We start from the raw sequence: 20900 nt of genomic DNA, 5'->3' as shown, positions 1-20900 counted from the left end.
ACCCCTCCTCCCCGGCCGACACGCCCTCCTCACCCTCCCAAGTCCCCGCCCTTCCCGGCCACCATCCGCTCCAGCCGGTCGAAGCGCTCATGCAGAGCCCGCACCGTCTCCTCGCCCAACTCCTCGGCCCTGTGGGCGAGATGATGCCGGCGCCGCTGTTCCCGCCCGACGAACCAGGTGGCCAGGGCCGCCGTGACAAGGCCGTAGGTGGTGATGCCGGTGACCATGACCACCGAGCCGACGACGCGGCCCCACGGCGTCACCGGGTAGAAGTCGCCGTATCCGACCGTGGTCGCCGTCTCGATCGACCACCACAGGGCCTTCGGGTACGTCGTCAGATTGGCGCCGCGCGCCCCCTGTTCGGCGGCGACCACCGCCCAGGATCCGACGAGCATCACCGCGCCGAGCACCACCGTCGCCCCGCCCGCCGCCTTCAGGTGGAGCGAGCGGCCCTCCCTGCCGAGCAGCAACTGGACCGCCCTGGTGAGGAAGCCGGGCAGCATGGTCACTCCTTCGTGTCAGGTTCGGGCAGGTGGCCGGAGCTCGTCCCGGCCTGGGGCCAGTGTCGGGGCGGGCGGGGGTGCGGGCATGCCGGGCGGGGCGTTCGAGTTGCCGTACGACCTGCGGCGTTGTGCGCTGGGGGCACTGCTTCGCCGCGCGACCGATCACCCCGGAGCGCAACCGACCGCCCCACACAACGGAGGACCCTGCCATGACCGCGGAACCCCGAGCCGTGCCGGAGACCTTCGCGTTCACCTGTGGTGACTGCGGCCACTGCTGGGAGGCCACCTTCCAGGTGATGTTCTTCACCAACCCGACCGACGCCTCCGGCCTCACCACGCAGGAGTACGTCGACGAGGAGGGGAAGGCCCTCAGGTCACCCCTCGCCGACGCGATCTGCCCCAAATGCGGCGGGCGCACGGTGCACGTGCTGGAGGCCGGACTCGCGGCACGGGCCCGCCGGGCGGAACACGAACCCCGACCGCCACACGAGCACCACGAGCACCATCTGCATCTGCCGCACCGGCATTCCGGCCCACCGGAGGACGAGGCACGCTGAGGCGCCGGGCACGCGAGGGGACACGGCGCCTCGGCGTAACCCTCACCCCGGAGGACTCGACTCGCTGGTGCGCCAGCCTGACCTGCCTCCACGACTGCGAAACCGGCGCCCCCCACCCCCCGTGACTCACCCGAACAGCCCTCTGCGCTGGAGGCCCCGGCGCCCCGATGGTGCTCTGGGAACACACCTGCCATTCCCCCGGAGGCCCCGCCATGCACCGTCGCCCGCCCTCGCGAACCGCCCGCCGTCCCGTCCGGGTCCTCGCCTCGTTCCTCGCGGCGGGCTCGCTGCTGACCTGCGCGGCCTGCTCCGGCGGAGGCGACAGCGAGGGCGTTGGAACGGTCCACGACAGCGCTTCGGACGTAGCCGCCTCCCCCCTGGCCGCAGAATCCCCGCTCACCTCACCCCGTTCCAAAGAATCCTCCTCGCCCCGCGCCACGAAATCCGCCGCCCCCGTCCTCACCCCGGCCGGGGCCAGAGCCGCGCTCATCACCGAGGCCGACCTCGAAGACAGCTGGACGCAGGTCAAGGGCGCCGCCGACTGGGGCGACAAGCTGGTCATCGGCAAGGTCGACGTCGCCGACTTCCTCACCGCGAGGACGAACGCCGCCGACTGCCAGAGACTGCTCGACGCGCTCTACGACGACACCCTCCTCGGCAAGCCGTCCGGCGCGTCCGCGCTGACCGGGTTCGAGGAGAGCGACTCGCGGCTGCTCTACCAGGTCGCCGCCTACGACCGTGCCAAGCTCGGCGCCTCCCTGAACTGGCTGAAGACGCTGCCGGTGAAGTGCGACCAGTTCACCGCGACCGACTCCAAGGGCGGCCACCGGACGGTCCAGGTCATCGAGGATTCGGTGCCCTCGGTGGGCGACGCCCGCCAGGGTCTCCAGGTCACCGTCACCGGCACGAGCGGCAGCCAACCCACCACGCTCACCCTTCAGTTGGCCGTCGTCAGGGTCGGCACCGACGCGATCACGGTCACGTCGGGCGGCCTCGACGGCACGGAGACCGACACGACCAAGGCCGCCGTGCAGGACGGCACCTCGCATCTGAAGGACGTCCTCGCCGGACGGACACCGCCTGCCCAACCCGGCAACCTGGACTGACAGTTCACCGGGTCCGCCGATCCCGACGAGCACGCGCCAGAACATTCGCCCCGATCGCCGCGAACCCTTTGGCCGCGAACCCTTGGGCCGAGTGATCACCTGACGGCACAATGGAGTTGACGGGTCGGACGGACGAACAAGGAGCCACAGCGTGAGTGACAGCGACACCCCGGCAGAGGGACCTACCCGGCTCAACACCGGTGTGGCGCACAACGCCCGCGTGTGGAACTACTGGATCGGCGGCAAGGACAACTACGAGATCGACCAGCGGGTCGGCGAGCACGTCGCCGGAATGTTCCCGGTGATCCGTGAAGTGGCGCGCGCCGACCGGGACTTCCTCGGCCGCGCGGTGCGCTTCCTCGCCACCGAGCGCGGGGTACGGCAGTTCCTCGACATCGGCACCGGACTGCCCACGGTCGACAACACCCACGAGATCGCCCAGCGCGTCGCACCCGACGCCCGCATCGTCTACGTCGACAACGACCCGCTGGTGCTGATCCACGCCCGCACCCTGCTCACCAGCACCCCCGAGGGCGTCACCGACTACATCGACGCGGACGTGCACGCCCCGGCGGCGATCGTCCAACGGGCCGCCGACACACTGGACTTCGACCGTCCCATCGCGGTGATGATGCTGGGCATCCTCAACTTCATCCTCGACACCGAGGACGCCCGGGACGTCGTACGCAAGGTCATGGCGGCGGTCCCCTCGGGCAGTTTCCTGGTCCTCACGCACCCGACCTTCGACGCCGACCTCGGCGGCGAGGGCAACGTCCCGGCCATGGAGTTCTGGAACGAGAACGCCACTCCCCCGATCACCGCCCGCAGCCGCGAGGACGTCGCCGCGTTCTTCGAGGGGCTGGACCTCCTCGACCCGGGTCTGGTGCCCTGCTCACGGTGGCGCCCGGACTCCGGATCCCCGGCCGTGGTACCGCAGTTCGGAGCGGTGGCCGTGAAACCCTGACGGCGACGCCGACCGTGCAGGACGCGACCGTGGAGGACGTATGACCACCCTTGCCGACCCCCTGCCCGGCGGCCGACCCGGCGAGGTCGAGCGCGCCACCGCGCTGGCCGCCGAGCTGACCGGGCGGGGTGTGCACGGGATCGTCCTGGCCTACGTCGACACCGCGGGCGTGGGCCGGGTGAAGACGGTCCCGAGCGCGAAGCTCGCCGCGGCGGCGGCCTGGGGCGTCGGCATGTCCCCGGTCTTCGACACGTTCCTCGCGAACGACTCCATCGTCACCACCGACGTCCTCGGCTCCCCGGACGGCGACCTCCGCCTCTACCCCGATCTCGACCACCTGGCCATCCTGTCCGGCCAGCCCGGCTGGGCCTGGGCCCCGGTCGACCGCGTCACCCAGGAGGGCGAGCGCCATCCCGGGTGCAGCCGAACCTTCCTGCGCCGTACGGTCGTTGACGCGCAGCGGCGGCACGGGCTCACCTTCCGGGCGGGCATCGAGATCGAGTGGGCACTCGGCCTGGCCACGGCACCCGACGGCGCCTTCGTCCCCGCCACGACCGGTCCGGCGTACGGCGCGACCCGACAGGTCGAACTGAGCGACTACGGCGCCGAGTTGCTGTCGGCTCTGGCGAACCAGGGCGTGGACGTGGACCAGTTCCACCCCGAGTACGCGGCCGGTCAGTTCGAGCTGTCGATCGGCGCCCTCGACCCGGTCGCGGCGGCCGACCGCAGTGTCCTGGTACGGCAGACGATCCGCGCGGTGTCCGGGCGGCACGGTCTGCGGGCGTCGTTCACGCCGTCCGTCTTCGCTCAGGGCGTCGGCAACGGCGGCCACATCCACCTCTCCGCCTGGCGCGACGGCGCGAACCTCCACACCGGGGGCGACCGTCGCTACGGCATGACGGCCGACGCCGAGTCCTTCGCGGCCGGTGTCCTCGCCCACCTCCCGGCCCTCACCGCCGTCACGACACCGAGCCCGGCGAGCTACTTCCGCCTCCAACCCTCCCAGTGGGCAGGGGTGTTCACCGCCTGGGGCCGCGAGACCCGCGAGGCAGCGGTACGCGTCGTCACCGGCACGGCGGGCCAGCGCGCCCAGGCGGCGAACCTGGAGGTCAAGCCGGTCGACCTGGCCGCCAACCCGTATCTCGCCCTCGGCTGCCTGATCGCCGCCGGCCTCGACGGCCTGACCACCGCGGCCGCCCTGCCCGAGGAGACCACCGGAGACCCCGCGCACCTGGGCGCTCCGGAGGCGAAGACCCGGGGCGTACGACGACTGCCGACCTCCCTCGCCGAGTCCGTCGCGGAGTTCCGCGGGGACGCGCGGCTGCGGGCCGCGCTTGGACCGGTCCTGGCCGACGCGGTGATCGCCGTACGGCAGGGCGAGATCGCGGCCGTGGCGGAGCTGGACGACGAGCAGATCGCGGCGGCCTACCGCTGGAAGTACTGACGATGGCCACTGGACCGGTCCACGAGGCGCTCGCCGCGCTGGAGCTGGTGGACCACCACTGCCACGGAGTCGTCACCGAGGAACTGGACCGGGCGGACTTCGAGTCGCTGCTCACCGAGGGCGACGTCTGGCCCGGCAGCGGGATCTCGCCGTTCGACAGCCCGGTCGGCACCGCCGTACGCCGTTACTGCGCACCGGTGCTGGACCTGGAGCGGCACGCGCCCGCCGACGAATACCTCGCCCGGCGCGCCGAGTTGGGGCCGCACGAGGTCAACCGGCGTTTCCTGGCCGCCGCGGGCACCGGAGTCTTCTGCGTCGACACGGGATTCGCGCCGCACCACATCACCTCGCCGACCGAACTCGCGGAGGCGGCGGGCGCGGTCGCGCACGAGGTCGTACGGCTCGAGACGGTCGCGGAGTCCGTGGCCGCGCGCGGGGTCGAGCCGGACGGGTACGCGGACGCGTTCCGGACGGCCGCGCTGGACGCGGTGCGGCGGCCGGGGGTGGTGGCGGTGAAGTCGGTGGCCGCGTACCGGACGGGTTTCGATCTCGACCCCACCCGTCCCTCGGCGGCGGAGCTGACCCGGGCGGCCCGCGCCTGGCTGGCCCAGGGCGGGCGGCTCGAAGACCCGATCCTGGTACGGGAGTTGCTGTGGACAGCGGTCGACCTGGGCCTGCCCCTCCAACTGCACACGGGCTTCGGCGACAACGACATCCGGCTGCACCGCACCGACCCCGCCCTGCTCACGGACTGGCTGCACCTGACCGCCGGGACGATCCCGGTGCTGCTCCTGCACTGCTGGCCGTATCAGCGTCAGGCCGGATACCTGGCAGCCGTCTTCGAACAGGTGTACCTGGACGTGGGGCTCACCCTGCACCATGTTGGACCGGTCCGGGCGCGGGCGGTGCTGGCGGAGGCGATGGAGATCACACCGTTCCGCAAACTGCTGTACAGCTCCGACGCCTATGGTCTTTCGGAGTTCTATGGGCTCGGTGCGCTGGCGTTCCGCCGGGGTCTTGGGGATCTGCTCCAGGACCGGGTGGACGCCGACGAACTGGGCCTGCCCGACGCGCTGCGGCTGGCACGCTGGGCGGGGGCCGACAATGCCCGCCGGGTCTACCGGCTATCCGACGGACACTGAAAGTATGATCAAGCAATGTCTGACATGACCGATACCACGCCCGGTTGGCTGTCCGCCGACGACCTCGAACAGGCACGCGCCCGCATGCCGATCCTCTACGTCGAAGCGGTGCCCGTCCGCGTCGACGACAACGGGGAGGTGACCAGCATCGGACTGCTGCTGCGCATCGGCCCCGACGGCACCGTCAACCGCACCCTGGTCTCCGGCCGCGTGCTGCACCACGAGCGGGTCCGCGACGCCCTCCTGCGCCACCTGGAGAAGGACCTCGGCCCGGTCGCGCTGCCCCGGATCCCGACCTCGCTGCAGCCGTTCACCGTCGCCGAGTACTTCCCGACGCACGGCGTCACCCCGTACCACGACCCGCGCCAGCACGCGGTGTCCCTCGCCTACGTCGTGCCGGTCACCGGCGACTGCCGGCCCCGCCAAGACGCCCTGGACCTTGTCTGGTTCAGCCCGGAGGAGGCCGCCTCGGAGGCGCTGCGCAGCGAAATGCCGGGCGGGCACGGGGTGTTGCTCAAGCAGGCGCTGGCGCACGTGGGTTGTGTGTCCTGACCGGGACGCTCAGCCCGTGACACCTCCTTCCGTGAGGCCCGCGAGGACGCGGCGCTGCAGGACGAGGTAGACGAGGACGAGCGGCAGGCTGGTCAGCACCACATGGGCGAACACCAGGTTCCAGCTGACACCGTGCGTGGACGAGGAGGCGAAGGAGTACAACGTCAGTGGCAGCGTGGCCGTTCGGGAGCCGCGCGGCAGGGACGGGGCGGAGGAGAAGTCGTTCCAGACCGAGATGATCAGCATGACCGCGCCGGTGAAGAGCACCGGGGTGAGCACGGGCAGCACGATCGACAGCGCGGACGTGTAGTACGCGAACCGCAGCGTCCGCGAGTCGGAGCGGGACGAGGATTCAGGGGATCACGATGAGGGTGAGCCCTGCGTACCGGCCAACTCCCCGTGTTTTCCCGGCCATCGCGCTCACATCGGCACCTCCCGTCAGCGCAGCCGGCTCATCGGCGGGACCGCCCTGACGATCACCATCAGCGTGACGACGAAGCTCAGCGCGCTCGCCGTACCGAAGAAGCTCTCACGCGCCGTCGAGCGAGACGACCACGTTGAAGGTCACCGCCGGTGCCGGCAACGGGAGTTTGACCGACCAGAAGCGGCGGACCGCGCCCGCGCCGTCGAGGGTCGCCGCCTGGAGGAGCTGCTCCGGGATGCGGTTGACGCCCGCGAGGCCGTGCACTCTCCTTCACTCCGACTCCGAGGGGGGGCACACCGGCACGGGCCGGCTCGGTCCCGTCCATCTCTGGATCGAAGGCTTGGGCTTCAAGTCCTGTACGGACGCCGGGAGTTGCGGACGGGACCGGCGTGGTGAGTCAGGCGGGGTCGCCGGCGCTGCGCTGGGTGGTGCCGGGTTCGCCGGTGTCGCGCTTCCACTCGACGACCAGTTCGTCCTTGGTGCCGAAGCGGACCAGATGGCGGCCCACCACGTCTTCGAGCCGGTCGAGGAACTCGGGCTCCGCCTCCACCGCGAGCAGCAGCGCCCCGTCGGTGGCGGTCAGCGAGCCGGTGCCGTCCTGGAAGACGAGACGGCCCACGCCGGTCTCCTCGTCCCAGCTCGTCTCGCTGCGACGGCCCAGGTGGGAGGCGAGTTGTTTGGCGTAGCGCTGCGGTCGGTCGGTGGCGACGCGGGCTTCGGAACGGGACATGGACGACTCCTGGGTGACGTCGGCACGCGACGGTGACGTGGATGAACCACTCGATGGTGCCGGAGATTCGGCCCGACCGTGTGGACGCGCCACCCGTCGTGTGCCGCAAGGTATGGATGCCTTCTGGGGCGTCTTCACTTACTGGACGCGGGGCCCCGTTGCCGTCATGTTTCCCAGGGGCCGGTGTCGGTCCGTGCTCGGCGTCTGTCCCGTCTTCGTCACCTCTCCGTCCGCGAACACCGGTAGGACGTATGCGGCTTGGACCGTTCCAGGAGTTGACCGCGGACCAGGCCGGGTTCCGCGACCGGCTCGTCACCCGACGCGGCGGAGTCCACGGGCCGTTCGAGTTCCTGCTGCGCAGCCCGCGCCTCGGCGAGCGGGCGGAGGCCGGACATCTGCCCGCTTGCCGGGGCCGGGCTTCCGCCTGCTCGTCGGGGGCGGACCTGGGCGTGGAAGGAGGGACGCACGGTATGCCGACAGGGGTGGCCCTGCGCGATGCGGACGCCCTGCGTGCCCGCCTGCGCACCACCACGCCTGCCGGCGTCCCCCTCCTGACGGAAGCCACGGCCAGGTTCGCCTCGTATCTCACGGCGGAGCGCGCCCTCGGCCGCATCACCCAGGACGCGGACATCGACACGCTCGCCCGCACCCTGATCGGCGCCGGGCACCGTACCGGAGACCGAGGCCTATCACCGCGTGGCGACCACGGTCGTCGCCGGCGCCCTGCGGCACCCGGATCCAGACCGGCACCCCCGCTCGCCGTCGCGGCCCCCGGCGTGAACCGGGAGCCGTGATGCCTCAACTACCGCTGTTCTACGGTCAGTTCTTGCACTTGGTGACGACCCACTTGCCGCCCACCCAGTTCCCGACCGTCTCGTAACCGGAGCGGAAGGAGCCGAGCCAGTCGAGCTTGAGGGTGGCCTCGGCGGTGGACTTGACGGGGGTGTAGCTGCTCGCGTCGGTGGACGGGCCGCCCGTGGTGTTCTTGGCGTAGTAGGGGAAGGGGTAGACCGGGCGGGTGGCGGTGGTGTTGCCGTTGCTGTCGACCGACTTCGTCGTGAGGCTGGCCGGGGCGTCGCCCTTGGTGACCCAGTCGGTGATCGCGGTCAGCGCGTCGAAGGTGTCCGGGCCCTGGCCGCCGCCGCAGTGTGCGACGCCGGGGAGAAGGAAGAGGCGGGCGAAGGTCTTGGTGGCCGTCTCGCCGCCGATGACCTTCTCAACTGCCTTGTAGTAGGCCATCGTTCCGACCGACGGGATGTGTTGGTCGCCCAGACCATGCCAGAGGATCAGTTTGCCGCCGGCCTTCTTGAACGCGGTGAGGTCGGGATCGGTGGCGTCGTACATGCCCTCGACCGGCCGCATCACCTTCTTGTAGTAGGCGGCCGTGAACTTGATGTCCTTGTACGTCAGGGTCGGCTGCGGGCTGTCGAAGATCTGGTAGCGCAGGGTCTCGCGGACGAAGCTGATGTCGCCGCTGGCGCCGGTGGCGGAGGCCGGGGTGATGATGCCGGCCCAGTTCAGCTCGGAGCCGCGCAACTGGTAGCCGGGGTAGAGGAGTTGGCCGTGTTCGTCGGTGGGTCCGGCATAGATGCGGCGCAGGGTGGTGACCTGGTCGGCGGTGAGGCAGTACGCGTCGGACGTCGAGGTCTGGCCCGTCCTGCACTGGATGGTGCCCGGGTCCCAGGTGCAGCTCAGCGGGTCGGCGATGATGCCGTCGGCGGGGGCGCCGCAGCCCTTGAGCACGGCCTTGTGGAGGTCGGCGAGGTCGGCGTTGGTGATCGTCGCCGGGCCGCCGTCGAGGTAGACGGACTGCGCGGTCCAGGCGTGCGAGAAGGTGTTCAGCGCGGTGAAGTTGTTGGCCGGGGCGCCGGCGATGATGCCGTCGAAGTCGGTCGGGTAGCGCTGGGCCTCGGTGAGGGCCTGGTGGCCGCCCTGGGAGCAGCCGTCGAAGTACGAGTGGGTGGCGGCCTGGCCGTAGTACTGCTTGACGATGGCCTTGGCCGCCTGGACCAGTTCGTGGTCGGACTTGTAGCCGAAGTCGGCGCGCAGGGTCGGGTCGGTGGAGAACAGGCCGCCGCCCTGGTAGTGGCCCTCGTCGCTGGAGGCGACGGCGAACGCGCCGGCGGTCAGCGGGACGCAGCCGGTCGAGGCGGGGGCGCTGGTGACGTTGGTGTTGCCGCAGAGGCCGCCGCAGCCGACCTGGAGGTAGTTGGCCTGCCAGCCGGTCTCGGGGAGCTTGATCTCGAAGTGGAGTTGGGGGGCGATCACGCCCTTGACGTCACAAGCGGCCCAGTTCCCAAGGGTGTTGGCGCTCGCGGCGAGTTCGGTGGCCGAGGTGATCTCGAAGGGCACCCCGGGTACGGCGGCGGCCAGGTCGAGTTGGGCGACACCGGAGCAGGACATGGCCGGTGCGATGCCCGAGGTCGTGGTGCTCGCCGAAACGGCGTTCGCCGAGGCCGAGTTGGCGCCCTGCGCGCCGCCGGTCGCACTGTTGGCCAGCGCCACGCCCGCACCGGTCACCAGCGCGACGGCTGCGGCGAGGGTGGCCAGGACGGTGGCCGAGTTCCACCGACACCATCTGAACAGCTTGGGCATGCTGGGTACTCCGTTCGATCGCCGGACCGGGGGTCGTGCGGACACGGCGAGGAACGTAGCTGTCCGTTGATCCGTGAGCAATAGCGTCGACGCTATTGTTGACGATTTAGTCGAAGACTTTGGCCCGATATCGCTGACCAGGCCCGGAGTCGACACCCGCCACAACGTTAGCTTTCTTTTTGCGCAACTCATTGATTGTACCGACCGTTAGGTCTAATTTATCGGCTCTCTGGACCTTCGCTCCGCTCACTTACGGAAGGCCGCCGATGTCCCAGACCCAGCTCACTCCCCCACGGGACGACGAAAGACCACCCTCGACGACCCGCAATGTCCTCGTCATCGTCGCTCTCGTCTGGACCGTCCAACTGGTCGCGCTCATCGCCGCGTTGTCCGGCATCGCGCAGGCCGACGTCGCGATCCACTTCAGGACCACCGAGATCGCGTGGTTCACCCTGATGACCCTGCTGACCGGGACGTTCTTCCTGCCGTTCGCGGTCAAGGCCGCCGCCGTCTTCGGCAAGAAGCGCGTCCTGCTCGCCGCTACGGGACTCGGCTTCGTCGGCGACCTGGTCGCCGCCGTCGCCACCGACTACCGCACCCTGCTGATCGGCCGCGGCATCGCGGGCATCTACGCCGCCAGCGCCCCGCTCGCCTACGCCATCACCCGTGACGTGTTCCCGCGCAAGTGGGTCGGGGTCGCCAGCGGGATCCTGGCCGGCGGTGTCGGTCTCGTCGCGTTCGGTGGACCGTTCCTGTCCGGCTGGCTGCTGGACGACTACGGCTTCCGCGGCGTCCTGTGGTTCATGGCCATCAGCACCGCCGTCAGCTTCCTGCTGGTCGCGGCCTTCGTACCGGAGAGCCCGGTCCGGGCGGCGGCCGGCCGGATGGACTGGGCCGGCGGGATCCTCCTCGGCGGCGGCGTCACGGCCATCATCTACGCCGTCGGCCAGGGCTCGCACTGGGGCTGGGGCAGCGGCAAGTTCATCGGCTACGTCGTCGGAGCGGTGATCGCGCTGATCGCCTTCGTTCTCGTCGAACGCCGGGTCGCGGAGCCCCTGTTCCCGCTCTCCATGACCCGCCGCCGACCGGTTTGGACCGTTCTCCTCGCCACCTCCATCGCGGCCGGCTCACTCAGCGCCGTCGGCGTGGTGATCCAGCTGCTGATCCTGATGCCGAACATTCCGACCATCTCGGCGGGCCTGGGCTGGTCGGGAACCCACAACGCCATCGTCACCAGCCCCATCAGCGCCATGATCATCGTGGGAGCCGTCGGGACCGGTCTGATCTCCCGCCGGGTCGACGCGCGCATCCTCCTGGGCACCGGCGCCGCGCTCGCGGTCCTGGGCTACGGCATCGGCACCCATCTGCACCACAGCGCCCCGCAGATCATCGAGATGGGCGTGATCGCGGGGCTGGGCACGGGCATCGTGATGGCGATCGTGCCCATCATGATCATCGAGGTGGTCACCCCCGAGGAACAGGCCCTCGCCAACGGCGTCCAGACCCTCGGCCAGGGCGTCGCCCAGATCGTCGTCTCCCAGCTGGCCTTCGTCGTGATGGCACAGCACGGGGCGGTCCTCAAGGGCACCCAGTTCTACCTCGACGCCGGCTTCACCAACGGGCTCTGGCTGGTGGTCGGTTGCGTCGCCGTGGGCGCGCTGCTCGTCGCTCTGATCCCCAGGAGCAAGCGCCTCGACGAGGTCGAGGTCGGCCAGGCGGTCGCCTGACACCACCGGCACAACCACCCACATGCGGAAGGCCGTTCTGCCGGTGACGGCCGAACGGCCTTCGGTGTAGGGCAGGTTCAGTCGCTCCGCACGTACTCCGCCGCCGCGTCCAGCAACCAGTCCGTCAGATACCCGGCGAAGGAGGAACGGACCAACACCCAGAATCCGGCGCCGGGTTCGTCCCGTGCGACAAGCACGACCTGGGCGCGGGCCAGGGTGGTCTGGGCGCACCGTCCGGGCCCGAAGGCCCGCGGGTGCAGGTCCAACGGGCAGCCGTGGGCGAGCAGTTCGCGGGCGCGGGCACCGGAGACGAGAAGGGTGGTGCGCTGGGCGGACACATCGGTGACGGCGATGTGCTCGTCACCGGCCGCCGCCCGGATCCGCTGCTCCACATCCCACTGCGCGTCCGGCGGCCCGACCACCAGCCACTCGTCCGGACCGAGCCACAGCACGGTCAACTCCCCTGCCCGCACAACGGTGTTGGGCTCGACGGGCAGCGACAGCCCGAGCGCGAGTCCTACGGCGTCCGCCGCCGCGCCCTTCGGGTCGAGCCGGAGGTTCACCTGGGCCAGGAAGGGCAGTTCGGCCAGCCGGACCGTGCCGCCGGAGGTGCGGGTCGTGGCCGCCAGCCGGTCGGCGGCTCCCGCGAGGGGGCTGCGGCGCGGGACGGAAAGGGCGGTGTCAGCCATCGCGGCGGGCTCCCTCGGGGTCGTAGAGGACGGGGCTTGCGACGGTGACCGGGATCAACCGGTCGCCCACGGGGGCGTAGAGGCGTTCGCCGATGCGGTCGCGGCCGCTCTTGATCAGGGCGAGGGCGAAGGTGCGGCCGAGGGCGGCGCTGCGGTAGCTGGAGGTGACGTGGCCGAGCATCGGGACGGGCGGGGCCGGGAGTTCGCTGTCCGCGACGAGTTGTGTGCCCTCGGGGAGGAAGGCCGCGGGGTCCTCGGGGAGCAGGCCGACGAGGTGTTTGCGGTCGGGGCGGACGGCGTCGGCGCGGGCGTAGGAGCGCTTGCCGATGAAGTCGGGCTTCTTCTTCGAGACCGCCCAACTCATGCCGAGATCCTGGGGAGTTACCGTGCCATCGGTGTCCTGGCCGATGATCGGGTAGCCCTTCTCGGCGCGCAGGACGTGCATGGTCTCGGTGCCGTACGGGGTGATGCCGAAGGGGGCACCGGCCTCGTACAGCGCCTCCCACAGGGTGAGGGCCTCCCACGGGGACACGTTGATCTCGTAGGCGAGTTCGCCGGAGAAGCTGATCCGGCACACCCTGGCCTCGATGCCGGCGACGGTCGTGTCCCGCCAGGCCATGAAGGGGAAGTCGTCGTTGGCGACGGCCAGTTGGGGTGCGAGCGAGCCGAGCACCTCGCGGGAGCGGGGGCCGACCAGGGCAACGGTGGCCCACTGTTCGGTCACCGAGGCGCAGTGGACGCGGAGTTCGGGCCACTCGGTCTGGTGCCACTCCTCCATCCAGTCCAGTACGGCGGCCGCGTTGCCGGTGGTCGTGGTGACCAAGTAGCGGTCCGGGGCGAGGCGGATGGCCGTGCCGTCGTCGAAGACCATGCCGTCCGGGCGGCACATGACGCCGTAACGGACCATGCCGACCTTCAGGTTGCTCATCATGTTGGTGTAGAGCCGGTCGAGGAAGACGGGTGCGTCCGGGCCCTGTACGTCGATCTTGCCGAGGGTGGAACCGTCCATGAAGGCGACGGACTCGCGGGCCGCCGCGCACTCACGCAGGACGGCGGCCTCCATGTCCTCGCCGCCCCGCGGGTAGTACCAAGGGCGCTTCCACTGGCCGACGTTCTCGAACAGCGCGCCCTGCATGACGTGCCAGTCGTGCAGCGCCGTCGTACGGATCGGGTCGTGCAGCGCGCCCCGGTCGCGGCCGGCGAGGGTGGCGAAGGAGACGGGGGTGTACGGCGGGCGGAAGGTCGTCGTGCCGAGCAACGACACGTCCACGCCGAGGAGTTCGGCCACCACGCCGCTGGCCAGGACACCGGAGGTCTTGCCCTGGTCGTTGGCCGTACCAGCTGTCGTGTAGCGCTTGGTGTGTTCGACCGAGTCGAGGCCGGCGGCGGTGGCCCGGGTCAAGTCGGCGACAGTGACGTCTCGTTGGAGGTCCACGAAGCGGGGGGCGTCGGTGGTGACGCCGGGGACGTCGAAGACCTGCATGGCGGGGGTGTGCAGTTCGGGGGCGATCTGCGGGAGGCGGGGTGGTTCGGCTGTGTAGCCCTCTGCCTCGATCGCTCGGGCACCTGCGGCCGCACCCTGCAACAGGACTCCGGCCAGGTCGAATTCACCGTTCGCGCTGCCCGCGACCTCGACCAGTTGGCGGCAGGTGTCCGGGACGAAGGTGCCGAGGGTGTCGTCGTAGCGGAGTCTGCCGCCTGCCTGGCTGAAGAGGTGGGCGACCGGGTTCCAGCCGCCGGAGACCAGGAGGAGGTCTGCGGTGAACTGCCTTGTGGTGTCCGGGGTTTCGCCGTACGGGGCGACCGATACGGCGGTCAGGCGCGGGGTGCCCTCGGTGGCTACGACCGCGTGGCCGGGCAGTACTTCGATGCCTGCCTCGCGGGTTCGGCTCGCCCACTCCTCCGGCGCCGACGCGCGGGTGTCCACTATCGCCGCGACGTGTACGCCCGCCGACGCCAGGTCCAACGCGGCTGCGTACGCACTGTCGTTGGTGGTGAAGACCACGGCGCTACGGCCGGGGAGGACGCCGTAGCGGTTGACGTACGCGCGGGCCGAGGCGGCGAGCATCACTCCGGGGCGGTCGTTGTCCGGGAAGGCGAGGGAGCGTTCGTGGGCACCCGTTGCCAGGACCACTCGGCGGGCTCGGATGCGCCAGACGCGTTCTCGGGAGACGTGGGTGGGGGCTGCGGCGCCGAGGTGGTTCGTGCGGCGTTCCACGGCCAGGAGGTGGTTGTCGTCGTAGTGGCCGAAGACGGTGGTGCGGCGCAGGACGCGGACCTCGGGGGCGGTGGTGAGGTCTTCGCTCAACTCGGTTACCCAGTCGAGGTGTTGGGCTGTGTCCAGGAGGCTGCCGCCCAGGTCGGGGCGGTCGTCGGCGAGGATGACGCGGGCTCCGGTGCGGGCGGCTGCGGACGCGGCTGCAAGGCCGGCTGGGCCTGCGCCGACCACGAGCAGGTCGCAGTGGGCGTGGACGGCGTCGTAGCGAGCGGGGTCCGGTTCTGTGGCGAGGCGGCCCTGGCCGGGGAGGCTGGTGGCGACCAGGCCGTCGTAGAGCTCGACCGTTGTGGCGGGGAGCATCGGCTCGGGGAACGGGGCCTCGATCTGGATGACGGCGTTCGGTTCCTCGACTCCGGCGGTGAAGATGCCTCGGGGGCGGCCGAGTTTGATGCTGGTGCCGGTTTGGATGATGCCGTTCGCGAGGAGGGCGGAGGCGAGGGTGTCGCCCTTGTAGCCCTGGTATTCGGTGCCGTCGAAGGTGAAGGTGAGGGGGGTGTCTCGGGGGATGCGGCCGTGGGTGGGGTGGCGGTACGGATGAGTCACGCCCCCGCCGCCCCTACCCGTCCCATCCTCCAGGGGCTCTGCCCCTTCGACCCCGCCAAGGGGCTCCGCCCCCTGGACCCCCGTCGGCCCCGAAAGGGCCTCGTCCTCAAACGCCGGACGGGCTGAATGTGCGGACCCGTGCTGGACAGTGGACGCCGGACGGGTTGATCCTGCGGTCGGTTGCGGCTCCCCCGCCCGGTACACCCCCAGAATCTCGTTCGTCGCCGTGTCCCGTACCGCGTTGAACCAGCGGCGGCAGCCCGCCGCGTGGTTCCAGCGTTCCGCGAAGGGGCCCTTGGGGTTGTCGCGGAAGAACAGGTAACGCGCCCACTCCTCGTCGGTCAGGTCGGCCGGGGTCTGCGGGTAGGCAACGTGGGCCTGGCCGCCGTAGTGGTACTCGGCTTCGTCGCGGGGCCCGCACCAGGGGCAGGGGATCAGCAGCATGGTTGGGCTCCCTAGTGGGCCACCGCGGCGGCGCCGTGCTCGTCGACGAGCGCGCCGGTGGTGAAACGGTCGAGCGAGAAGGGGGCGTTGAGGTGGTGAGGGGTGTCGTGGGCGATGGTGTGGGCGTAGACCCAGCCGACGCCCGGGGTCGCCTTGAAACCGCCCGTTCCCCAACCGCAGTTCAGGTAGAGGTTGTCGACCGGGGTCAGGCCTACGATCGGTGACGCGTCCGGGGTTACGTCCACGATGCCGCCCCACGTGCGCAGGACGTGCGCGCGGGCGAAGACCGGGAACAGTTCCAGGGCCGCGGACATCTGTTCCTCGATGATGTGGAACGCTCCACGCTGGGTGTAGGAGTTGTACGAGTCGACGCCCGCGCCCATCACCAACTCGCCCTTGTGCGCCTGGCTCACGTACACATGGACCGCGTTGGACATCACCACCGTGGGGTGGACCGGTTCCAGTAGCTCCGATACCAGCGCTTGCAACGGGTGGCTCTGGAGCGGGAGTTGGATGCCCGCCATGGCTGCCAGGACTGACGTGTGGCCTGCCGAGCACAGCGCCACCTTGCCCGCCGATATCGGGCCCTGCGTGGTCTGTACGCCCACCACCCTGCCGTCGACGATGTCCAGGCCCGTGACCTCGCAGTTCTGGATGAGGTCGATGCCGGCCGCGTCGGCGGAACGGGCCAGGCCCCACGCCACGTGGTCGTGTTTGGCGATGCCCGCGCGTGGTTGGTAGGTGGCTCCCATCACCGGATACCGCACGTCCGGTGAGGTGTTGACGATCGGGCAGACCTCCTTGACCTGCCGTTCGTCGAGCCATTCCGCGTCCACGCCGTTGAGGCGGTTCGCCTCCACTCGGCGCACGCTGTCACGGACGTCCTGAAGGCTGTGGGCGAGGTTGAGAACTCCGCGCTGGGAGAAGAGGATCGGGTAGTCCAGCTCCTCCTCCAGGCCCTCCCAGAGTTTGAGCGCGTGTTCGTAGATGCCCGCGCTCTCGTCCCAGAGGTAGTTGGAGCGGATGATCGTGGTGTTGCGGGCCATGTTGCCGCCCGCGAGCCAACCCTTCTCCAGCACCGCGACGTTGGTGATGCCGTGGTTCTTCGCCAAGTAGTGGGCAGTGGCCAGGCCGTGGCCTCCGCCACCCACGATGACCACGTCGTACGAGCGTTTCGGCTCAGGTGTGCGCCAGAGCCAGTCGGGGTGTTCGGGGAGGTCCGCGCCCGGGGTGCGGGGGGTCGTCATCGGGGGTCGCCCTCCTGGGACAGGTGCGGGTAGAGCGGGTGCTTCGCCGCCAGTGCCTTCGTACGGGCGCTCAAGCCGCCCACGTCCGGGGCCGGTTGGAGCGCCAGCGCGATCACGTCCGCCACCTCCGCGAAGTCCTCCTCCGTGAAGCCTCGCGTGGCCAGTGCCGGGGTGCCGATGCGCAGCCCGGACGTGACCATGGGCGGGCGCGGGTCGAAGGGCACGGCGTTTCGGTTGACCGTGATGCCGATCTCGTGGAGCAGGTCCTCCGCCTGGCGACCGTCCAACTCCGAGTCGCGCAGGTCGACCAGGACGAGGTGGACGTCCGTGCCGCCGGTGAGGACCTTGACCCCCGTGGCTGCTACGTCGGCCCGGGTCAGGCGTTCCGCGAGGATGCGGGAACCGGCCAGCGTGCGGGACTGGCGTTCCGCGAACTCCGGTGACGCCGCGACCTTGAACGACACCGCCTTCGCCGCGATGACATGTTCCAGCGGGCCGCCCTGCATCCCGGGAAACACCGCCGAGTTGATCCTCTTGGCGAGGTCGGCCTCGTTGGTGAGGATGACTCCGCCGCGTGGGCCGCCGAGGGTTTTGTGTGTCGTCGTCGTGGTCACGTGGGCGTGCGGGACGGGGTTGGGGTGCAGGCCCGCGGCGACCAGGCCCGCGAAGTGCGCCATGTCGACCATCAATAGCGCGCCCACCTCGTCGGCGATCCGGCGGAACGCCGCGAAGTCCAACTGCCGTGGATACGCCGACCATCCGGCGATGATCATCTTGGGGCCGTGTTCCTTCGCGAGGCGCTCCACCTCGTCCATGTCGACCAGGTTGTCCGTCTCCCCCACGTGGTACGGCACCACGTTCAGCATCTTGCCGCTGTAGTTGAGGCGCATGCCGTGGGTGAGGTGGCCGCCATGGGCGAGGTCGAGGCCGAGGATCGTGTCGCCGGGCTTCAACAGGGCGAAGAACACCGCCGTGTTGGCCTGCGCGCCCGAGTGCGGCTGCACGTTCGCGAAGCCCGCCCCGAACAGGGACTTGACCCGCTCGATCGCCAACCGCTCGGTGACGTCCACGTGTTCGCAGCCGCCGTAGTAGCGGCGGCCGGGGTAGCCCTCCGCGTACTTGTTGGTGAGGACCGAGCCCTGTGCCTCCAGTACGGCGGAGGGCGCGAAGTTCTCGGAGGCGATCATCTCCAACGTGGACTGCTGGCGGTGCAGTTCGGCGCGGAGCGCGGCGTGGACCTCGGGATCCAGTTCGGCGAGGGGCGTGTTCAGCGCGTTCATTCGGCGTTCGCGTCCTTCCGGTCAGCCGCGGAGACGGGACATCGTCGGGTCGAACAGTGGCTCCGCCGCCACGACCGCCTCGACGCGCTCGTCGAAGTAGCCGATGTGCAACTGGGTGCCGGGGGCGGTGAGTTCGGCCGGGAGCCAGGCGTAGGCGATGCCCTTGCCGATCGTGTAGCCGTAGGCCGCGCTGGTGACGTAACCGACGGCGCGGTCGCCGTCGTAGACCGGTTCCTTGCCCATGACGACGGAGTGCGGGTCGTCGATGGTCAGGCAGGTCAACTGCCGTCGCACGTCGGTCTTTCGGCGTTCCAGTGCCGCCTTGCCGATGAAGTCGCCCTTGTCGAGTTTGACGGCGAAGCCGACGCCGGCCTCGTAGGGGTCGTGCTCGTAGGTCATGTCGGTGCCGAAGGAGCGGTACCCCTTCTCCAGGCGGAGGCTGTTGAAGGCGCCCCGGCCTGCGATGACACCGCCCAGCGGTTGCGCTGCCTGCCAGAGGGTGTCCCAGAGTTTCTGGCCCTGGTCGGCGGTGGTGTACAGCTCCCAGCCGAGTTCGCCGACGTAGGACAGGCGCATGGCGGTGACCGGGACCGTTCCAATGTAGGCCTGCTTGGCGCGGAAGTACTTGAGGCCCTCGTTCGTGAAGTCCTCGTCCGTCAGGGGCTGGAGGACCTTGCGGGCCAGGGGGCCCCACAGGCCTATGCAGCAGGTGCCGGGGGTGATGTCGCGGACTTGGACCGTTCCATCGGCGGGCAGGTGGCGGGTGAACCAGTCGAGGTCGAGGTTGCCGTTGGCGCCGACCTGGAAGCGGTCGCGGGCCAGGCGGGCGACGGTGATGTCGCTGCGGATGCCGCCGTCCTCGTCCAGCAGGAGGGTGTACGTCACCGAGCCGACCGACTTGGCGACCTTGCCGGTGACCAGGCCCTCCAGGAAGTCGGCGGCGCCGGGGCCGGTCACCTCCAGGCGCTTGAGGGCCGTCATGTCGTACATCGCGACCGTCTCGCGGGTGGCCTGTGCCTCGGCACCGACGATGGGCGACCAGTACTGGGCGGCCCAGTCGTTCGGGGTGGGGATCGAACGGCCTTCCAGCAGGGCCGAGTTGGCCTCGTACCACTGTGGGCGCTCCCAGCCGCCTGCCTCCAGGAAGACCGCGCCGTGTTCCTGCTGGCGGGTGTGGAAGGGGCTGGTGCGGATCGGGCGCGGCTTACCGGACGGCTGGAGCGGGTGGAGGATGTCGTAGACCTCTACGAAGTTCTGGCAGTCGCGGGCCAGGACGTATTCGGGGGCGAGCTGGTGCTGTTCGAAGCGGTTGACGTCGCACTCGTGGAGGTCGAAGGACGAGCAGTAGCCGTCGACCAGCCACTCGGCCATCGCGCGGCCGACGCCCGCCGAGTGCGTGACCCAGACGGCCTCGGCGACCCAGAAGCCCTTGACGTCCGAACTCTCCCCGAGGAGGGGGAAGTTGTCGGTGGTGAAGGAGAAGAGGCCGTTGATGCCCTCCTCGATCTTCGCGTCCTTCGTCGCGGGGAGCAGGGACTGCGTCTCCGTCCAGGCCGGCGCGAAGTCGTCCTCCGTGAACTTGAGGACGGAGGGCATGTCGTCGGCCTCGCCGACCGAGAGGATGTCGTCGGCCGAGATGGGCATGGGGCGGTGGCCGTAGTAGCCGATGCCGATGGCGTCGTAGCGGTCGCGGTAGTAGAGGTCGGCGTCCTGGTGGCGCAGGATCGGGCGGACGGCCTCCTCGGTCCGGCCGGCGAGGGCGGGTACTGGACCGGTCCAGGCGAGCTGGTGGCCGAGCGGGGTCAGCGGGAGGTTCATGCCGACCATGCGGGCGATCTTCGGGCCCCAGATGCCGGCGCAGCACACGACGATGTCGGCGGGGATCTCGCCCTGGTCGGTGAGGACGCCGGTGACGCGGCCGTCGGCCCGCTGGACGTCGAGGACTTCGTGGCGGGCGAGGAAGGTCACGCCGCGCTCGGTCGCCCGGCGGATCTGCGCCTCGACGGCCAGGACGGCTTTCGCCAGGCCGTCGGTGGGGACCAGGAGGCCGCCGAGGACCCGGTCCGGGTTCACCAGCGGGTGGTGCTCGACGCACTCCTCGGGGGTGAGCAGGCGGGCCTCGATGCCCCAGGCGGTGATCCAGCCGTGGCGGCGGTGGAGTTCGGCGACGCGCTCTGGGGTGGTGGCGACCTCTAGGCCGCCGACCTGGAGGAAGCAGGGCTTGCCGTCGACGTCGAGGGAGCAGAACTTCTCGACCGTGTAGCGGGCCAACTCGGTCATCGTCTTTGAGGAGTTGGTCTGGAAGACCAGTCCTGGCGCGTGCGAGGAGGAGCCGCCGGTGGCGGGCAGCGGGCCCTGGTCGACCACGGTCACTTCGGTCCAGCCTCGCGCGGAGATCTCGTCCGCGAGCGCCGCCCCCACGACGCCCGCTCCGATGATGACCACTCGGGGTCCCGCCATCGCCGCACCTCCGGCTAGAAAGCAATCCGGTTGCTGTCTGCGCAACATGCTTCAGGTTGCGCAACTCAATGTGCCCGGCGCGAGGAGCGGGTGTCAAGGGGTCCCGTGACGTCGGACGACGCCCCCGTCACCGGCCGGAACACGGCAATGCCCGACGGGCGGCACGCACCTGCGCGCGCCGCCCACCGGGCATGGTCAACCGTGGTGTTCCGCCG

General features: G+C 70.3%; 18 protein-coding genes. 8 read left to right on the top strand and 10 right to left on the bottom strand.

Translation table 11 applies throughout. The features are described 5' to 3' along the window. Positions 1 to 29: 29 nt before the first annotated feature. Positions 30 to 503, bottom strand: a complete 474-nt coding sequence (locus tag R2B38_RS37520; protein ID WP_318020251.1) for a potassium channel family protein — start codon at positions 501 to 503, stop codon at positions 30 to 32. A gap of 209 nt (positions 504 to 712) precedes the next feature. On the opposite strand from R2B38_RS37520, the gene R2B38_RS37515 reads away from it, so the two are divergent. From R2B38_RS37515 to R2B38_RS37490, 6 genes are all read left to right on the top strand, one after another. Next, on the top strand, positions 713 to 1060 hold the full coding sequence (locus R2B38_RS37515; protein WP_318020250.1) for a hypothetical protein: 348 nt from the start codon (positions 713 to 715) through the stop codon (positions 1058 to 1060). 212 nt (positions 1061 to 1272) lie between these two features. Then, positions 1273 to 2166: a hypothetical protein gene (locus R2B38_RS37510; RefSeq protein WP_318020249.1), complete on the top strand. Its 894-nt coding sequence runs from the start codon at positions 1273 to 1275 to the stop codon at positions 2164 to 2166. Positions 2167 to 2317: 151 nt separating this feature from the next. Continuing rightward, a complete protein-coding gene (locus R2B38_RS37505) occupies positions 2318 to 3130 on the top strand; it encodes an SAM-dependent methyltransferase (RefSeq protein WP_318020248.1) in 813 nt (270 codons plus the stop codon). A gap of 40 nt (positions 3131 to 3170) precedes the next feature. After that, entirely contained in the window at positions 3171 to 4574 is a 1404-nt protein-coding gene (locus tag R2B38_RS37500; RefSeq protein ID WP_318020247.1) for a glutamine synthetase family protein, read from the top strand. A gap of 2 nt (positions 4575 to 4576) precedes the next feature. Next, positions 4577 to 5716 carry an amidohydrolase family protein gene (locus R2B38_RS37495; protein ID WP_318020246.1) on the top strand — a complete coding sequence of 380 codons (1140 nt, stop codon included), beginning with the start codon at positions 4577 to 4579 and terminating at the stop codon, positions 5714 to 5716. A 24-nt stretch (positions 5717 to 5740) separates the two neighbouring features. Next, positions 5741 to 6268 (top strand): NUDIX hydrolase family protein, encoded by a 528-nt coding sequence (locus tag R2B38_RS37490; protein ID WP_318020245.1) that lies wholly within the window; start codon positions 5741 to 5743, stop codon positions 6266 to 6268. A gap of 9 nt (positions 6269 to 6277) precedes the next feature. On the opposite strand, the gene R2B38_RS37485 is transcribed toward R2B38_RS37490, so the two are convergent. From R2B38_RS37485 to R2B38_RS37475, 3 genes are all read right to left on the bottom strand, one after another. Then, complete coding sequence (locus R2B38_RS37485; protein WP_318020244.1) at positions 6278 to 6547, bottom strand: hypothetical protein; 270 nt, start codon at positions 6545 to 6547, stop codon at positions 6278 to 6280. Positions 6548 to 6797: 250 nt separating this feature from the next. Beyond that, positions 6798 to 6956 carry a hypothetical protein gene (locus R2B38_RS37480; RefSeq protein ID WP_318020243.1) on the bottom strand — a complete coding sequence of 53 codons (159 nt, stop codon included), beginning with the start codon at positions 6954 to 6956 and terminating at the stop codon, positions 6798 to 6800. Positions 6957 to 7089: 133 nt separating this feature from the next. Continuing rightward, positions 7090 to 7422 (bottom strand): DUF2218 domain-containing protein, encoded by a 333-nt coding sequence (locus R2B38_RS37475; protein WP_318020242.1) that lies wholly within the window; start codon positions 7420 to 7422, stop codon positions 7090 to 7092. Positions 7423 to 7673: 251 nt separating this feature from the next. Between R2B38_RS37475 and R2B38_RS37470 the strand changes: the two genes are divergently transcribed. After that, a complete protein-coding gene (locus tag R2B38_RS37470) occupies positions 7674 to 8216 on the top strand; it encodes a hypothetical protein (protein ID WP_318020241.1) in 543 nt (180 codons plus the stop codon). Positions 8217 to 8241: 25 nt separating this feature from the next. Here the strand turns inward: R2B38_RS37470 and R2B38_RS37465 are convergent, their stop codons facing one another. Beyond that, positions 8242 to 10017, bottom strand: coding sequence for a tannase/feruloyl esterase family alpha/beta hydrolase (locus tag R2B38_RS37465; protein ID WP_318020240.1), 1776 nt, complete (start codon positions 10015 to 10017; stop codon positions 8242 to 8244). A 266-nt stretch (positions 10018 to 10283) separates the two neighbouring features. On the opposite strand from R2B38_RS37465, the gene R2B38_RS37460 reads away from it, so the two are divergent. Next, complete coding sequence (locus tag R2B38_RS37460; protein WP_318020238.1) at positions 10284 to 11744, top strand: MFS transporter; 1461 nt, start codon at positions 10284 to 10286, stop codon at positions 11742 to 11744. A gap of 77 nt (positions 11745 to 11821) precedes the next feature. Here R2B38_RS37460 and R2B38_RS37455 read toward each other — a convergent pair whose 3' ends face one another. From R2B38_RS37455 to R2B38_RS37435, 5 genes are read right to left on the bottom strand one after another with little or no spacing between them, the layout of a single operon-like run. Beyond that, on the bottom strand, positions 11822 to 12433 hold the full coding sequence (locus tag R2B38_RS37455; protein ID WP_318020237.1) for a sarcosine oxidase subunit gamma: 612 nt from the start codon (positions 12431 to 12433) through the stop codon (positions 11822 to 11824). Beyond that, positions 12426 to 15698: a sarcosine oxidase subunit delta family protein gene (locus R2B38_RS37450; protein ID WP_318020236.1), complete on the bottom strand. Its 3273-nt coding sequence runs from the start codon at positions 15696 to 15698 to the stop codon at positions 12426 to 12428. The genes R2B38_RS37455 and R2B38_RS37450 overlap by 8 nt, the downstream gene beginning before the upstream one ends. Positions 15699 to 15709: 11 nt before the next feature. Further along, the gene (locus tag R2B38_RS37445) at positions 15710 to 16945 is read right to left on the bottom strand and encodes a sarcosine oxidase subunit beta family protein (RefSeq protein ID WP_318020235.1); all 1236 of its coding nucleotides are present in this window, start codon (positions 16943 to 16945) and stop codon (positions 15710 to 15712) included. Beyond that, positions 16942 to 18225, bottom strand: a complete 1284-nt coding sequence (gene glyA / locus R2B38_RS37440; RefSeq protein ID WP_318020233.1) for a serine hydroxymethyltransferase — start codon at positions 18223 to 18225, stop codon at positions 16942 to 16944. Before glyA ends, R2B38_RS37445 begins: the two co-directional genes overlap by 4 nt. 21 nt (positions 18226 to 18246) lie before the next feature. Next, positions 18247 to 20685 (bottom strand): FAD-dependent oxidoreductase, encoded by a 2439-nt coding sequence (locus R2B38_RS37435; protein WP_318020232.1) that lies wholly within the window; start codon positions 20683 to 20685, stop codon positions 18247 to 18249. Positions 20686 to 20900: the final 215 nt, after the last annotated feature.

It is taken from the genome of Streptomyces sp. N50 (genome assembly GCF_033335955.1).
Classification (GTDB): domain Bacteria; phylum Actinomycetota; class Actinomycetes; order Streptomycetales; family Streptomycetaceae; genus Streptomyces.
The sequence above is the reverse complement of the archived record's forward strand: the minus strand, read 5'-3'. Positions and strand labels throughout refer to the sequence as shown.

What these genes read in the sequence shown, in the direction of transcription:
- R2B38_RS37520 (WP_318020251.1), bottom strand. Translation starts at nt 503, where the DNA reads ATGCTGCCCGGCTTCCTCACCAGGGCGGTCCAGTTGCTGCTCGGCAGG.
- R2B38_RS37515 (WP_318020250.1), top strand. Translation starts at nt 713, where the DNA reads ATGACCGCGGAACCCCGAGCCGTGCCGGAGACCTTCGCGTTCACCTGT.
- R2B38_RS37510 (WP_318020249.1), top strand. Translation starts at nt 1,273, where the DNA reads ATGCACCGTCGCCCGCCCTCGCGAACCGCCCGCCGTCCCGTCCGGGTC.
- R2B38_RS37500 (WP_318020247.1), top strand. Translation starts at nt 3,171, where the DNA reads ATGACCACCCTTGCCGACCCCCTGCCCGGCGGCCGACCCGGCGAGGTC.
- R2B38_RS37495 (WP_318020246.1), top strand. Translation starts at nt 4,577, where the DNA reads ATGGCCACTGGACCGGTCCACGAGGCGCTCGCCGCGCTGGAGCTGGTG.
- R2B38_RS37490 (WP_318020245.1), top strand. Translation starts at nt 5,741, where the DNA reads ATGACCGATACCACGCCCGGTTGGCTGTCCGCCGACGACCTCGAACAG.
- R2B38_RS37475 (WP_318020242.1), bottom strand. Translation starts at nt 7,422, where the DNA reads ATGTCCCGTTCCGAAGCCCGCGTCGCCACCGACCGACCGCAGCGCTAC.
- R2B38_RS37470 (WP_318020241.1), top strand. Translation starts at nt 7,674, where the DNA reads ATGCGGCTTGGACCGTTCCAGGAGTTGACCGCGGACCAGGCCGGGTTC.
- R2B38_RS37465 (WP_318020240.1), bottom strand. Translation starts at nt 10,017, where the DNA reads ATGCCCAAGCTGTTCAGATGGTGTCGGTGGAACTCGGCCACCGTCCTG.
- R2B38_RS37460 (WP_318020238.1), top strand. Translation starts at nt 10,284, where the DNA reads ATGTCCCAGACCCAGCTCACTCCCCCACGGGACGACGAAAGACCACCC.
- R2B38_RS37455 (WP_318020237.1), bottom strand. Translation starts at nt 12,433, where the DNA reads ATGGCTGACACCGCCCTTTCCGTCCCGCGCCGCAGCCCCCTCGCGGGA.
- R2B38_RS37450 (WP_318020236.1), bottom strand. Translation starts at nt 15,698, where the DNA reads ATGCTGCTGATCCCCTGCCCCTGGTGCGGGCCCCGCGACGAAGCCGAG.
- R2B38_RS37445 (WP_318020235.1), bottom strand. Translation starts at nt 16,945, where the DNA reads ATGACGACCCCCCGCACCCCGGGCGCGGACCTCCCCGAACACCCCGAC.
- glyA (WP_318020233.1), bottom strand. Translation starts at nt 18,225, where the DNA reads ATGAACGCGCTGAACACGCCCCTCGCCGAACTGGATCCCGAGGTCCAC.
- R2B38_RS37435 (WP_318020232.1), bottom strand. Translation starts at nt 20,685, where the DNA reads ATGGCGGGACCCCGAGTGGTCATCATCGGAGCGGGCGTCGTGGGGGCG.